General features: G+C 67.0%; 12 protein-coding genes. 7 read left to right on the top strand and 5 right to left on the bottom strand.

Features of this window, described 5'->3' with window-relative positions:
• The first annotated feature begins 35 nt into the window (after positions 1 to 35).
• The 5 genes from pgmG (at position 36) to E2E27_RS04105 (ending at position 8,311) form a co-directional block, all read left to right on the top strand.
• On the top strand, positions 36 to 1,451 hold the full coding sequence (gene pgmG, locus E2E27_RS04125; RefSeq protein ID WP_141457819.1) for a phosphoglucomutase/phosphomannomutase PgmG: 1,416 nt from the start codon (positions 36 to 38) through the stop codon (positions 1,449 to 1,451).
• Positions 1,452 to 1,557: 106 nt separating this feature from the next.
• Positions 1,558 to 3,264: an Hsp70 family protein gene (locus tag E2E27_RS04120; RefSeq protein WP_141457818.1), complete on the top strand. Its 1,707-nt coding sequence runs from the start codon at positions 1,558 to 1,560 to the stop codon at positions 3,262 to 3,264.
• Entirely contained in the window at positions 3,261 to 4,859 is a 1,599-nt protein-coding gene (locus E2E27_RS04115) for a hypothetical protein (protein WP_141457817.1), read from the top strand. Before E2E27_RS04120 ends, E2E27_RS04115 begins: the two co-directional genes overlap by 4 nt.
• A gap of 73 nt (positions 4,860 to 4,932) precedes the next feature.
• On the top strand, positions 4,933 to 5,835 hold the full coding sequence (locus tag E2E27_RS04110) for a DUF2059 domain-containing protein (protein WP_141457816.1): 903 nt from the start codon (positions 4,933 to 4,935) through the stop codon (positions 5,833 to 5,835).
• A gap of 1 nt (position 5,836) precedes the next feature.
• The gene (locus tag E2E27_RS04105; RefSeq protein WP_234036179.1) at positions 5,837 to 8,311 is read left to right on the top strand and encodes a ligase-associated DNA damage response DEXH box helicase; all 2,475 of its coding nucleotides are present in this window, start codon (positions 5,837 to 5,839) and stop codon (positions 8,309 to 8,311) included.
• A gap of 23 nt (positions 8,312 to 8,334) precedes the next feature.
• Here the strand turns inward: E2E27_RS04105 and E2E27_RS04100 are convergent, their stop codons facing one another.
• The 5 genes from E2E27_RS04100 to E2E27_RS04080 all read right to left on the bottom strand — a co-directional run bounded on the left by E2E27_RS04100 (position 8,335) and on the right by E2E27_RS04080 (position 11,609).
• Positions 8,335 to 8,769, bottom strand: coding sequence for an ExbD/TolR family protein (locus E2E27_RS04100; RefSeq protein WP_234036178.1), 435 nt, complete (start codon positions 8,767 to 8,769; stop codon positions 8,335 to 8,337).
• 174 nt (positions 8,770 to 8,943) lie between these two features.
• Positions 8,944 to 9,375 carry an ExbD/TolR family protein gene (locus tag E2E27_RS04095; RefSeq protein WP_141457815.1) on the bottom strand — a complete coding sequence of 144 codons (432 nt, stop codon included), beginning with the start codon at positions 9,373 to 9,375 and terminating at the stop codon, positions 8,944 to 8,946.
• A 30-nt stretch (positions 9,376 to 9,405) separates the two neighbouring features.
• Positions 9,406 to 9,933, bottom strand: coding sequence for an ExbD/TolR family protein (locus E2E27_RS04090; RefSeq protein WP_181443550.1), 528 nt, complete (start codon positions 9,931 to 9,933; stop codon positions 9,406 to 9,408).
• Between the two features lie 122 nt (positions 9,934 to 10,055).
• The gene (locus tag E2E27_RS04085) at positions 10,056 to 10,856 is read right to left on the bottom strand and encodes a MotA/TolQ/ExbB proton channel family protein (protein ID WP_141457813.1); all 801 of its coding nucleotides are present in this window, start codon (positions 10,854 to 10,856) and stop codon (positions 10,056 to 10,058) included.
• Between the two features lie 66 nt (positions 10,857 to 10,922).
• Complete coding sequence (locus E2E27_RS04080) at positions 10,923 to 11,609, bottom strand: TonB family protein (RefSeq protein WP_141457812.1); 687 nt, start codon at positions 11,607 to 11,609, stop codon at positions 10,923 to 10,925.
• A gap of 394 nt (positions 11,610 to 12,003) precedes the next feature.
• Here E2E27_RS04080 and E2E27_RS04075 point away from each other — a divergent pair, with 394 nt between their 5' ends.
• Together E2E27_RS04075 and E2E27_RS04070 are read left to right on the top strand one after the other, a co-directional pair.
• Entirely contained in the window at positions 12,004 to 12,870 is an 867-nt protein-coding gene (locus E2E27_RS04075) for a hypothetical protein (RefSeq protein WP_234036177.1), read from the top strand.
• 72 nt (positions 12,871 to 12,942) lie between these two features.
• Positions 12,943 to 14,262, top strand: coding sequence for a homoserine dehydrogenase (locus E2E27_RS04070; RefSeq protein ID WP_141457811.1), 1,320 nt, complete (start codon positions 12,943 to 12,945; stop codon positions 14,260 to 14,262).
• The last annotated feature ends 184 nt before the right edge of the window (positions 14,263 to 14,446 follow it).

Here is a 14,446-nt window from a genome sequence, read left to right as displayed (position 1 = left end):
CGGCGATTCCCCGCCACAAGGAGCCTCTCTCGACCATGCAACACCACTTCCACCCCACCGTGCTGCGCGAATACGACATTCGCGGGATCATCGGCGAGACGCTGGGTGCCGACGATGCGCGCGCGATCGGGCGGGCCTTCGGCACGCTGCTGCGCGCGGCGGGCGGCACGACGGTGGCGGTGGGCTATGACGGACGCGTCAGCTCGCCCATGCTCGAACACGCGCTGGTCGAAGGGCTGACCGCGAGCGGGTGCGACGTGGTGCGGATCGGCATGGGGCCGACCCCGATGCTCTATTATGCCGAAGCCTCAACCGAAGAAGTGGATGGCGGCATTCAGATAACTGGCAGCCACAATCCCCCCAATTACAATGGCTTCAAGATGGTATTCATGGGTCGGCCGTTCTTCGGTGCCGATATCCAGAAGCTCGGGGAACTGGCAGCAGACGGCGCCTTCGCCAGCGGCACGGGCGCGGTCAGCACGCGCGACATTCTCGGCGAGTATGTCGAGCGTCTGCTCGAAGGACTGGCCGGGATCGATCCCGAGGCGCTGCAGAATCTCCGCGTCGGCTGGGATGCCGGCAATGGCGCTGCCGGCCCCGCGCTGGAGGCTCTCGCCGCGCGGCTGCCGGGGGAACATCATCTGCTCTTTACTGAAGTTGATGGACATTTTCCCAATCACCATCCTGATCCCACTGTCGAAGCCAATCTTGTCGATCTGCGGGCGTTAGTCGCTGCAAAAAACCTCGATTTCGGTGTGGCTTTCGATGGCGACGGCGACCGGATCGGCGCGATCGACGGCACGGGCCGGGTGATCTGGGGCGATCAGCTGCTGATGATCTATGCCGAGGATCTGCTCAAAACCCGCCCCGGATCGACGGTTATCGCCGATGTGAAGGCCAGCCGCGCGCTGTTCGACCGGGTCGCCGAACTGGGTGGAAAGCCGTTGATGTGGAAGACCGGCCATTCGCTCATCAAGTCCAAAATGAAAACAACGGGTGCGCCGCTCGCGGGCGAAATGAGCGGCCACGTGTTTTTCGCCGATGAGTATTACGGGTTTGACGACGCGCTCTACGCAGGAATACGGTTGCTGGCGGCGGCGGCGCGGCTGGGCAAGTCGGTCACCGAGCTGCGCGGCGCGATCCCGCCGATGCTCAACACCCCCGAACTGCGCTTCCAGGTCGACGAGACGCGCAAGTTTGCCGCCATGGCCGAAATCGCCGAGCGGCTGACCACCGCGCCGGGGCCGGAGGTCGAAAGCGTCAATGCGACCGATGGCGTGCGGGTGAACACTGCCGACGGCTGGTGGCTGCTGCGCGCTTCGAACACGCAGGATGTGCTGGTGGCGCGCGCGGAAAGCGACACGGCCGAGGGGCTCGAGCGGCTGTTGGCGCAGATCGACGCGCAGCTCGCCGCCTCGGGGCTGGAGCGCGGCGAGAGCGTAGGGCACTGACGCGCCTTTCCCGCGCCGCGCGCGCGTTGGGGGGAAGTGGTCCGATCCCGCCATTCTCCCTGCAATTGCAATTGCCTGACACGATGCCCGCGCTATGACGGGCGGCATGATCGTCGGGATTGACCTTGGCACCACCAACAGCGCGGTTGCGCTGTGGCAGGATGGTGCGCCGCAGCTGGTGCCCAATGCACTTGGCAAGGATCTCACACCGTCCGCCGTCAGCCTTGCCAAGGGTGGACAGGCTTGGGTGGGCGAGGCCGCGCTCGACCGGATGGCGACCCATCCGGCGGACACCGTCACCAGTTTCAAGCGGATGATGGGCACCGCCAGCACGGTGACGCTGGCAGGGACCAAGCTTACACCCGAAGACCTCTCGGCGATGGTGCTGCGCAGCCTCGCCGACGATGTCGAGGCGGCGACCGGCACCCGGCCCACCGGCGCGGTCATCACCGTCCCGGCCTATTTCAACGAGCGTCAGCGCCGCGCCACCCGCCGCGCGGGCGAGATCGCGGGGCTTGAAGTCAAGCGCCTGATCAACGAACCCACCGCCGCCGCGCTCGCTTTCGGCCTTACGGATCGCGGCGATCGCGAGCCCTTTCTGGTGTTCGACCTCGGCGGGGGAACCTTCGATGTCTCGATCGTCGAGATGTTCGAAGGGATCGTCGAAGTCCGCGCCTCGGCGGGCGACAACCGGCTGGGGGGCGACGACTTCGATGAAGCGCTGGTGCGGCTGGTCGAGCCTGCGCTCGATAACGGCGCGGCGCTGGACACTCTGCCCGCCGACAGCCGCCGCGCGCTGCTGACCCTCGCTGCCGAGCGCACCCGCCGCGCGCTGAGCACCGCAGAAGAGGCCGAGTTCAGCGTGGTCGCCGATGGCACGCCCGTCACCGCCCGCGTCACCACCGAGGCTTTCGAGGAAGCCGCGGCGGGCCTCGTCAAGCGGCTGCGCGATCCTGTCATCCGGGCGCTGCGCGACAGCCATATCGACGTGAAGGCGCTGTCGGACATCGTGCTGGTCGGCGGGGCGACGCGGATGCCGGTGGTGCGAAAGGCGCTGACCCGGATGTTCGGGCGCTTCCCCAATGCCACCGTCCACCCCGATCACGCGGTCGCGCTGGGCGCGGCAATTCAGGCCGGGCTGCTGTCGGGCGGGGACGGGCTGGAGGAAATCCGCATCACCGACGTCGCGCCCTTCACACTGGGCGTCAACAGCGCCACCCGCGACGCGCACGGCCGCCTGCACGACGATATCTTTGCCCCGATCATCGAGCGCAACACCCCCGTCCCGGTCAGCCGGATGGAGCGGTTCTTCACCCTTGGCGACAACCAGCGCAAGGTGCTGTTCGCGGTCTATCAGGGCGAAGCGCGCGACGTGAAGAAGAACGTCAAGCTGGGCGAGCTGGAGGTCCCCGTCCCCCCGCGGCCCGCGGGCGAGGTGAGCGTCGACGTGCGCTTCACCTATGACACCAGCGGGCTGCTGGAAGTTGATGTCGCCGTGCCCGCCACCGGCCTCACCCGCAATCTGGTGATCGTCGACGAGGAAGATCGGCGCAGCAAGAAGGATATCGAGGCGCGGCGCAAGGCGCTGGAAAAGCTGAAGGTTCACCCCCGCGACGAGGCCGAGAACGTCGCCATGCTGGCGCGGGCGGAGCGGGCCTATGAAGGCTTCACCGGCCCGGTCCGCGACTATATCGGCCAAGCGCTGACTGAGTTTCAGGGCGCGCTCGACAAGCAGGATGCGCGCATCATCGCCGACGCGCGCGAGGCGCTGGCGCAGCTGCTCGACCAGATCGAGGCCAATCCGCCCCTATGACGCGCGCCTTTCCGTGGAGCAGGCTCGGGATCGATCCCACCAGCGATGCGGGCGCGATCCGCAAGGCCTATGCCGATGCCCTGCGCGCGACCAATGTCGACGAGGATATCGCGGGCTATGCCGAACTGCGCCGCGCGCGCGATCAGGCGCTGTGGCTCGCCAAGCAGGCCGACCGCGAGGAGGAAGAGGACAATTTCGGCCTCGGCGACCTCGATGACGAGGGTGGCTGGAACGAGGGCGATTGGGACGGGGATGACGGCGCGTGGGATGTCGCGCCCGGCATCCAGCCCCCGCTTCCGGGCCCCGAACCGCAGCTTTCGCCCGGCCAGTTGCGCACGCAGGCGGCGTGGAAAGAATTGCACGGCGTGCTCTATCCCGATGGCGAGCCGAGCGACGAGGCGGTCACCCATGCCGAACTCGACACAGGGCTTGCCGCGCTCGATGCGCTGCTGATCCGCGCCGAGGAAGCCGATCTGGCCGAACACGATGCGCTCGACGACGCGCTGGCCGAACTCTTCGCGCGCACCTGGCCGCGCTCGGCGCCGTTCGTGGAGCCCGCCAACACCGCCTTCCACTGGCTCGACGAAGCCGGCGCGCTGGAGGAACGCCCGGCGCTGCGCTTCCTCAACCAGCGGCTCAAGGGGATGCGCTTTCACGAGAAGGTGCAGCAGCCCGATCACCCGCTGCACAAGGCGTGGACCGAACTGTCGCGCCCCGGGAAGGCGGGGATGCTCGACCGGCTGAAGGTCAAGCGGGTCGAAGTCGACAAGCTGCTGGTCGGTATTCGCCAGCGCTATCCCGAACTCGAGAGCCTCCTCGATCCGCAGCGCGTCGCCTCGTGGGACAGGGACGGTGCGCTGGAGGGCAGCCCCGATGGCACCGGGCCCAATGTGGTGCGCTGGATCTTCATTCTGGTGCTGGTGGGATCGTTTCTGGCGCGGCTGGGCAGCGCCATGTCGGAGAGGGACAACAGCGGCGATCAGCCTTCCGAAGCCGCCGTTGCCGAGGCGCTGCGCGAAGCCAATTTCGTTGTCGCGACGTCCGCCATCTTCGGCGAGGGCACCGATGTCGCCGCAGTGCGCAAGGCCGATCCGCCCTTCGCCTATCAGCTTCGGCTCGCGATGGGACAGGGAGCCACGCCCGACGCCGCGCTCGCCTTCGCGCGCAACAAGGCGGTGCAAAGCGCCGAGGTGGCCGAGTTCGACGCGCTGGTGGCGTTGGCGGAATTGAAGCAGCTGTGGCTCTTCGCGGCGATCGGTTCGCGCGAGCAGTGCCGGCAGGTGCTTGAAGGCGACTTCCAGAGCCAGCCGCTGGAGCTCGACAAGCCCCAGCGCGCGCGCGAAATCCAATTGCTGCGCCAGCTGCTCGATGCGGGCGTGCTCGGGCATCGCGGCAAGGCGGCGGAGCGGACGTTGAGCGTTCCGGGCTGGATGATCGAGGAAGCGATGGAGCGCACCGGGCTGGGGCCAGAGGCCCTGGGCGCGGCGCTGCGCGATCCCGCCCATCCGGAGCGCTGCCGTGTCGAACTGGCATTGCGGACTGCGATGCTCAAGCAGCCGGGCCGCGTGCCCGTCGAACTGCTGCGCTGGCTGTAACGACGCACATCGTGGGGGCTGGCGCAAGCGGCGGCCCTGCGGCACTTATGGCGTTCTGAAACGGAGAGATTCGATGAAACCCCTGCGCCTGATCCTTGCCTCTGCTTCCGCCCTTTCGCTGCTCGCCGCCCCGGCCTCCCTCGCCGCACAGGACACGGAAGAGACGGTGGACATGGTCGAGGCCGCGCCACCTGAAGACGAGATGGCCGAAGACGACATGGCCGAAGACCCGATGGCCGCTCTCATGGGCATGATGGGCGGGATGATCGAGGTCGAACCGCTCACCGCCGAACAGCAGGCCCGGATGCCCGCTGCCGAGGCGATCATCGCCCGCATCATGCCGCCCGGCGCCATGGCCGAGCTGTCGCAATCGATGATGGGCGGATTTTTCGGCAGCTTCGGCGACATCCTCAACACCGGACCCAAGCCTGCACTCGCCGAGCTGATCGGGGTGAACCCGCTCGAACTCGACGGCGTCTCCGATGACCAGGCGCGCGAAGCGGCGAGCCTGCTCGACCCGGCGTGGGAAGAGCGGCAGTCGATCGTCACCGGGCTGATGCCGGAGATGCTGGGCGAGATGATGAACGCGGTCGAGCCGAGCATGCGCCGCGCCATGGCGGAGCTCTACGCGATCCGCTTCACGCCTGCCGAATTGACGGCGATCGACACCTTCTTCGCGACCGAGACCGGCGGCAAATATGCCCGCGAATCGCTCTCGATGGCGAGCGACAAGCGGATGCTGGCGGCCAGCATGGAGGCCATGCCCGCGGTCTTCACGATGATCGGCCAGATGGAGGAACGCATGAAGGCGCGCACCGAAAGCCTGCCTGCCCCGCGCGCCTTCGGCGATCTGGACGAGGCCGAAAAGGCCAAGGTTGCCGCGCTCACGGGCTATTCGGTCGAGGAGATCGAGAGCAATATCGAGGCCAATGCCGCGATCGCCGAGGAGACCGCAGAAGAGGTGACCGTCGATTGACGTGACCATCATCAACGGGGACGCGCCCTCCCCTCCGCTGCCCCCCGCCATCGCCGCCTGGTTCGCCGGGCGCGGGTGGCGGGTGCGGCGGCATCAGACCGCAATGCTCGCCAAGGCGCAGCAGGGCCGCCATGCGCTGCTGGTGGCCGATACCGGCGCGGGCAAGACGCTTGCCGGGTTTCTGCCGACCTTGTGCGACTTTGCGGGCGATGCGCTGCCGCCGGATGGGCTGCACACGCTCTACGTCTCGCCGCTGAAGGCGCTGGCGCAGGATGTGAAGCGCAACCTGCTGACCCCGATCGAGGAAATCGGTCTCCCGATCCGGGTCGAGACCCGCAGCGGCGACACCCCGTCCGACCGCAAGAAACGCCAGCGCGCCAAGCCGCCCCATGTGCTGCTGACCACGCCCGAAAGCCTCTCGCTGCTGCTGTCCTACCCCGAAAGCGCCGATCTATTCGCGGGGCTCAAACGCATCGTGATCGACGAGGTGCACGCCTTCGCCACCGACAAGCGCGGCGATCTGCTGGCGCTCAGCCTCGCGCGGCTCCACGCCCTCGCCCCCGCGGCGCAGCGGGTGGCGCTGTCGGCCACACTTGCCAACCCGCGTGACTTTCAGGAATGGCTCGCCCCGCAAACCGGGGACGCGGGCGAGATCGCCGCGGCCGACCTCGTGATCGGTGAGGCGGGGGCCGAGCCCGAGGTCGAGATCCTGCTCCCCAACGAGGAGCGCGTGCCCTGGGGCGGCCATGCCGGGCGCTGGGCCGTCCCGCAGCTGATGCAGGCGATCAAGGCTAACCGCACCACGCTGGTCTTCACCAACACGCGCTTCCTCGCCGAATTCATCTTCCAGTGCCTGTGGGAGGAGAACGACGACAACCTGCCCATCGGTATCCACCACGGCTCGCTCTCGGTCGAGGCGCGGCGCAAGGTCGAGGAGGCGATGGCGCGCGGCGATCTGCGCGCGCTGGTGTGCACCGCCAGCCTCGATCTCGGGGTCGACTGGGGCGACATCGACCTCGTGGTGCAGATGGGCGCGCCCAAGGGTTCCTCGCGCCTGCTCCAGCGGATCGGACGCGCAGGCCACCGGCTCGACGTGCCGAGCCGCGCGGTGCTGGTGCCGGGCAACCGCTTCGAATTCCTGGAGGCGATGGCGGCGAAGGACGCGGTCGATGCAGGCCAGCGTGACGGCGAGGCCTTCCGCCCCGGCAGCCTCGACGTGCTCGCCCAGCACGTCATGGCCTGCGCCTCTGCCGCGCCCTTCCACGAGGACGCGTTGCTGGACGAGGTGCGCAGCGCGCTGGCCTATAGCTGGGTCGACGAGGCGACCTTCCAACGGGTGCTGGGGTTTGTCTCGAACGGCGGCTATGCGCTCAAGGCCTATGATCGCTTCCAGCGGATCGTGCGGGGCAAGGACGGCGTGTGGCGGCTCGCCCATCCCAATCAGGCGCAGCGGCACCGGATGAACGCAGGCATCATCGTCGATAGCGAGATGCTCAACGTGCGCTTCAGGAACGGCCGCAGCCTCGGCAAGGTCGAGGAGCGGTTCGCGGCGCAGCTCTCCCCCGGCGACACCTTCTTCTTCGCCGGGATGAGCCTCGAGGTCGAGGGCGTGAAGGACATGGACGTCACCGTCCGCGCGGCGAAGACCAGCGCCACGATCCCGAGTTACGGCGGGCTGCGCCTGCCGCTCACCACCCATCTGGCGACGCGGGTTCAGGCGATGCTGGCCGACCGCGCGGGCTGGGGACGCTTTCCCGACGATGTGCGCGAATGGCTGGAGATGCAGGCATGGCGCTCGCGCCTGCCCGCCCCGGGCGAGCTGCTGGTCGAAAGCTTCCCGCACGGGGGCAAGCATTACACCGCCTATTACACCTTCGAGGGCTGGAACGCGAACCAGAGCCTCGGGATGCTGATCACCCGGCGGATGGAGGATCGGGGTCTGCTTCCGGGCGGCTTCGTGGCGAACGACTATTGCCTCGCGGTGTGGGGTCTGAAGCCCGTTACCGACCCCGCCCCGCTGCTCTCGCCCGATATTCTCACCGGCGAATTCGTCGAATGGGTGACCGAAAGCCACCTGCTGCGCCGCGCCTTTCGCGAGGTGGCGGTGATCTCGGGTCTCGTCGAGCGCCAGCAGCCGGGGCAGCGCAAGACCGGCAAGCAGGTGACCTTCTCGACCGACCTGATCTACGACGTGCTGAAGAAGTACGAGCCCGATCACGTGCTGCTCGAAGCCGCCTGGGCCGATGCGCGGGCGCGGATGACCGATGTGGGGCGGCTCGCCGACCTGCTTGAGCGCTCGGAGCGGGAGCTTGTCCACGTGACGCTCGACCGGGTCTCGCCGCTCGCCGTGCCGGTGATGACGATGATCGGCCGCGAGGCGGTGCCGCAGGGCGCGGTCGACGACGAGTTGCTGCTCGAGGCCGAAGGGTTGATCGCCGCCGCGATGCGGCCGGACGCGCCGCTCGAGGGGGATTAGCAGTGCAACCGGCCCGTGCGCCGTCAGAAGTCCCGGTATCTGTCGTTGCCGATAAAGGCGAAGCTCTGCGCGCCCTCTTCCTTGATCAGGGCGATGGTACGAGCCGCGATATCATAGCTGGCGAGCGCGTCCGGCGCGAAGCGCAGCAGCGGTGCCTGCTCCAGCGCGCTGGCCGCCGCGACCTGCGCGCGCAGTTCGCTTGGCGTAACGGGCGCGCCGTTCCACGACAGGCGATCGGCGGCGTCGATGGCAATGGTGTTCTGATCGAGCACCGGCAGGCTCGGGCGGGCCGGATCGCCAGGCAGATCGACTGCGGTGACATTGACCGGCATCGGGATGGCGAGGATCAGCATGATCAGCAGCACCAGCAGAACATCGATGAAGGGGGTGACGTTCATCTCGCCTATGGGCCGGGGCCGGGCGTTGTAGCGGTTGGGGCGAATGACTTTGTGGGGCATGATCGCTCTCCTCGAGGATGAGGCGATGTTTTTAACCCATAAACAAGAGGTTGCCTAACGCGTACCGGTATGCGCCCTGCTACCGAAAGGTTCGCGGCACGGGCGACCATGCAAAAAGGGCGCCGCGATTGCTCGCAGCGCCCCTTTTTTGCATCCTGCCCCGAGGGGCGCGGCTTACTTGCCGAAGTCGCGGAACTTGTCGTTGCCGACGAAGCCGAACTTGGTCACGCCCGACGTCTTGATGTCGTTCAGCACCTTGGCCGACAGGTCATAGCTGGCCAGCGCCTCGGGCTCGAACTGCAGTTCGGGCTCTTCCGGCAGGGTCAGGCTCTGCTGGAGCGTGAAGACCAGCTCTTCGCGGGTCAGCACCGTGCCGTTCCAGAAGATCTCGTCATTGGCCGACAGCACCAGCTTGTTCTTGACCGGATCGATCGGCGGCGGATTGGTCGGCGGGCTCGGCGTCGGCAGATCGATATCGACCGAGTGCGTGGCCACCGGGATGGTAATGATGAACATGATCAGCAGAACGAGCAGAACGTCGATCAGCGGGGTCATGTTCATGTCCATCATCGGCTCGCCGTCGAGCTTGCCTCCAGACATACCCATGGTGTTTTCTCCTTAGATTGGCTTGAGCGCTCAGTTCGGATCGACGGGGTTCGAGATGAACCCGACGATCGGATAACCGGCAGCCTGAACACGGTAGATCGCCCCCGCCACGCACGACCACGGGGCGTTGACGTCGCCGCGGATGTGCACCTGCGGAACCTTTTCCGGATCCTCCTGAAGCGCTTCCGGCCCACCCGCACGCTTCACGATCGCGTCGAGCTTCTTGAAGGCCTGGTCCTGGAGTTCCTGGGAATCGACCAGCGTGATGTTGTTGATGTAGATCCGGCACTGGCCGTTGCGCGAGGCACCGGCATAGCCGGGATCCCCGGCCATGCGACCGGCATCGTCGGTCGCGCTGACGGTGATCAGCAGGTTTTCGACCTTGTCCTTCGATTCAACCGATTCGAACACCGGAATTTCCAGCTTCTCGATCGTCTGGATCGCCACCGGAACCGCGATGAGGAAGATGATCAGGAGCACCAGCATCACGTCCACCAACGGCGTGGTGTTGATGTCGGACATGGGGGTATCAGCCCCGCCTCCCGTAGAAATCGCCATTGTGAATTCCTAGCCTGTCAAAACATTGACGTGGTTTGCCTGCCCGGCCCGAGCGACTGTGCCTGACCGGGCAGCGGCGGAAGAACCCCAAGAGGCCTCCCGCCGCACGCAGGCGATGACGATCAGGACTTGTTGAGCGTCGGGTTCACGCCCGGCTTGGCAACCGGAGCGGCGGGGGCGGGCTTCGCCGCGGGCTTGGCAGCCGGAGCAGCCGCGCCCACGGTCGGCTTCACCGCACCGTTCGAGTTCATGTACGCCAGCAGGTCGGTCGAGAAGGTGCTCAGCATGGCCGCGATCTTGCGGTTGCGCGACTGCAGCCAGTTGAACGCGAACACCGCGGGCACGGCGACGAGCAGACCGATCGCGGTCATGATCAGCGCTTCACCGACGGGGCCGGCGACCTTGTCGATCGAGGCGTTGCCGGCGATGCCGATGTTGATCAGCGCGCGGTAGATCCCGATCACGGTGCCGAGCAGACCCACGAACGGCGCGGTCGCACCGACGGTGGCGAGGAACGGCAGACCGCCCGCGAGCACGGCGTTGATCGAATCTTCCGAACGCTGCAGCGAACCGTGCATGTAGTCATGCGATTCGAGGCTGTCGGTCATCTTGTGGTGATCTTCCTGAGCCTTGACCGCATCGTCGGCCAGCTGGCGCCAGGGGCTGTCCTTGTCGAGCTTGGTCGCGCCTTCCTTGAGGCTCGGCGCACGCCAGAACGACGTTTCGACCGACTTGTACTGCTTCATCACCTTGTTCTGTTCGAACAGCTTGGTGAACATGATGTAGAACGAGCCGACCGACATGATGATCATGATGGCGAGGATCGACCAGGCGACCGGGCCGCCTTCCTTCATGGCTTGGACGAAGCCGAACTGGCTCTGGGGCGCTTCCCCGGCGGCGGCGGCGAGAAGGTAAAGGTTCATTGCGAATAGTCCTTATGAAAAGTTGTCCTGCGACCGGGAGGCGTGGCCTCCGGCCGGATTGATCGGTCAGTTCAGCCTGTAGGTAATGCGCGTCGACCACGGTGCGGCGATCGGATCGCCCGCATCGTTGAGTGCAGGCTCGAAGCGAGCGTAGCGTTCGACCGCCTTGCAAGCTGCATCATCAAGAATGCTGGAACCGCTCGACGAGGTGACCGAACATCCGGTGGCCCGGCCATCGACGGTCACGGTGACGCGGACGCCCACAGTCCCTTCGATTTCCTCACGCGCGGCGCGGCTCGGATAATCGTTGGTGATGCGCTGTACCCAGCCGCGTTCGCCCTTGGTCTTCACCCCGCGCGCCTTGGACGGCGGCTTGGGCGGAGTGGGCGGACCCGGAGGCGCTTCCGGCTGCGTGCTCGCCTGCTTTTCAGGCGGGCCCGGAGGGGTTTCCTTCTGGGTCGTCTCGGTCTTGTTGGGGGTCGGAAACTCGAACGGCATCTGCGGCACGTTGGGCGGCGGCGGCGATGTCACTTCGGGGATTTCTTCCGGCGGCGGCGGCGGTTCCTCTTCGGGTGGCGGCGGCTCTTCTTCCTTGACGTTCACGGTGGTCACACGTTCGACCATTTCCTTGACGGCGTCGACCGTCAGAAAGAGGACCATCCCCGTCCCGACACCACCGACGATCGCAAGCGCGATGATCAGGGCGACAAGCTTGGGGCCGGTCAATCCTTGTTGTTGGCTAGCGTAGGACATCCAGCGCTTTCTCTCCAATTACTCGCCGATCATGCGATCGGCACACTCACCACCCCTCCTGCCTTGCGGCGGGTTGGTGGATCCCGGTCATTTCGGTCCTCCCACACCGGGTAAAGAAACACGGGCCAGCGCAATACGCATGGCCCGAAACTTTCCCCGGCCGGTACATTCTGAGCAATTTGGCCCAGTCTGCAACCTGAACTGTTCGCGCGGCAATGTCCCCAGTCCCGTGCGATCAGATATCGAGGCTTTAACGGGCAACCCCTAGCCGATCAAACGCTTTTGCGGTTCAGGGCTGATTCACTGCGAATCATGTGCAACAAGTGATGGTGAAGCGGTGTCGTCGCGATGCCGCGCGCAGGCCATCGCCGGGCAACAGGTTAAGGATGAATTAATGCCGTTTTTCAAGAGTCTGAAGATATCGGCGAGCGTGTTCGGCGCGGCGATTTTGGTGCCGGTGGCGGGCCATGCGCAGACGGCTGCTCCTGCGGCCATATCAGCGTCAAGCGGGCCGACCTATGCCGATCTGGCGACCCTTTCCGAGGCTTCCGAGCTGGTCATCCGCGCTCAGATTCGCCGCCAGACCACGCTGAAACCCGAACGCGCGCCGGATGTCGCACCGGGATTCGCGCGGCTTTATGTCGAGGCCCAGACCATCGCCCTGATCGCCGGACGCAGCAGCGTGGGCGGCACGCTCGCCTATCTGGTTGACGTGCCGCTCGACGCGAAAGGCAAGGTGCCCAAGCTGAAAAAGCAGGACTTCGTGCTGTTTGCGCGCAGCGTTCCGGGCCGTGCGGGGCAGCTCCAGCTGGTCTCCCCGACCGCGCAGCTGGCCTATACGCCCGAACTCGAAGCCCGCCTGCGCCCGATCCTGACCGAGCTTTACGCCGCCGAGGGCCCGCCGCCGCGCGTCACCGGGATCAGCGATGCGCTGGCGGTGCAGGGCACCTTGACCGGCGAATCGGAGACGCAGATTTTCCTGGCAACCGAAAACCGCTCGCCGGTGTCGATCACTGTCCTCCGGCGCCCCGGGCAGCAGGTTCAATGGGGCGTATCGTGGGGAGAGATCATCGATTCGTCGGCCCGCCCGCCCCAGCCCGAAACCCTGCGCTGGTATCGCCTCGCCTGCTCGCTGCCACCGCAGCTGCCGAGCAACGCCAACCTCGCCCGCGAGGCGGACGAGCGGCGGCTGGCGGCAAGCGACTATGCCTTCGTGCGGCAGGCAATCGGCCCGTGCGAGCGGCGCATCACCGAGGGCTGATACGCCCCATGCCCGCTTGACCGCGCGCGCGGTGCGGGTAAGCGCGGCCTGCTGTTTTCAACGGAGGGCCGCTTGACCACCACCACGACGCAACCGCTGCGCATTGCCATCGCCGGGCTCGGCACCGTCGGGGCCGGCGTGATCCGCCTGCTCGACACCAACGCCCGGCTGATCGCCGCGCGCGCCGGTCGCCCGATCGAGGTGGTCGCCGTGTCGGCGCGCGAGCGGAGCAAGGATCGCGGGGTCGATATCAGCCGCTTCGCCTGGGAAGACGACATGACCGCGCTTGCCCGGCGCGACGATGTCGACGTGGTGGTGGAGCTGGTCGGCGGGTCGGATGGCCCGGCGCTTGCCTGCTCGCGCGCGGCGCTGCGGGCGGGCAAGGGCCTCGTCACCGCCAACAAGGCGATGATCGCGCATCACGGGCTGGAACTGGCCGAGATCGCCGAAGCGAACAGCGCCGCGCTCAAGTTCGAAGCGGCGGTGGCGGGCGGCATCCCGGTGATCAAGGGCCTGCGCGAAGGCACCAGCGCCAATGCGCTCACCAAGGTCTACGGCATCCTCAACGGCACCTGCAATTACATCCTCTCCGAAATGGAAGCGACCGGGGCGGACTTCGATGTCGTGCTGGCCGAAGCGCAACGTCTGGGCTTTGCCGAGGCCGATCCCGCCTTCGACATCGAGGGCGTGGACGCGGCGCACAAGCTGGCGATCCTCGCCGCGATCGGGTTCGGGACGCGGGTCGATTTCGGCGGCGTGCGAGTGACCGGGATCACGCAGGTGCGCAGCCACGACATCGCCCAGGCCGATGCGCTGGGCTTCGTGATCCGGCTGATCGGCGAGGCCGACGTCGAGGAAACGCCCGAGGGCCCGCGCCTGCTCCAGCGCGTGCGCCCCTGCCTCGTCGCCAAGGGCCACCCGCTGAGCGCGGTCGACGGGCCGACCAACGCGGTGGTGGCCGAGGGCAACTTCTCCGGCCGCCTGCTGTTCCAGGGCGCAGGCGCAGGCGACGGGCCGACCGCGAGTGCCGTCGCCGCCGACCTGATCGACATCGCGCGCGACGAGGTGGGCGCGCCCTTCTCGATCCCCTGCGCCCAGCTGGCCGCCATGCCGCCCGCCGAACCGGGCCACCGCCCGGCGCGCACCTATATCCGCTTCATGGTCAAGGACCGCCCCGGCGTGCTCGCCGAGATCACCGCCGCGCTGCGCGACGGGGATGTCTCGATCGAGAGCCTGATCCAGCAGGGCCGCTCGCACAGCGGGGGCGAGGTGATGGTGGCGATGGTGACGCATGAGGGCCCGGAGAAGTGCGTGACCAAGGCGCTCGCGCTGCTCGAAGGCTCGGAAAGCCTCAGCGGCGATCCGCTGGTGCTGCCGATCCTGCCGCTTTAGAGCGGTTTCCGACCATCCTGACCCACCCTGACGGAGCCGAATTGGGCGCAGGGCAAGGCGCGAGGAGCGAGCGATGCGGCGCATCGTGAGCGACAAGCAACGTGGCCCTGCGCCCACCCGTCGCGCTCTGAAGTCCGCTGGCTTCGTCATACCGCTTGCAGGGGCAACCAGCCCCTGCCGCGCG

Source organism: Porphyrobacter sp. YT40, from assembly GCF_006542605.1.
Lineage (GTDB): Bacteria > Pseudomonadota > Alphaproteobacteria > Sphingomonadales > Sphingomonadaceae > Erythrobacter.
The sequence above is the reverse complement of the archived record's forward strand: the minus strand, read 5'-3'. Positions and strand labels throughout refer to the sequence as shown.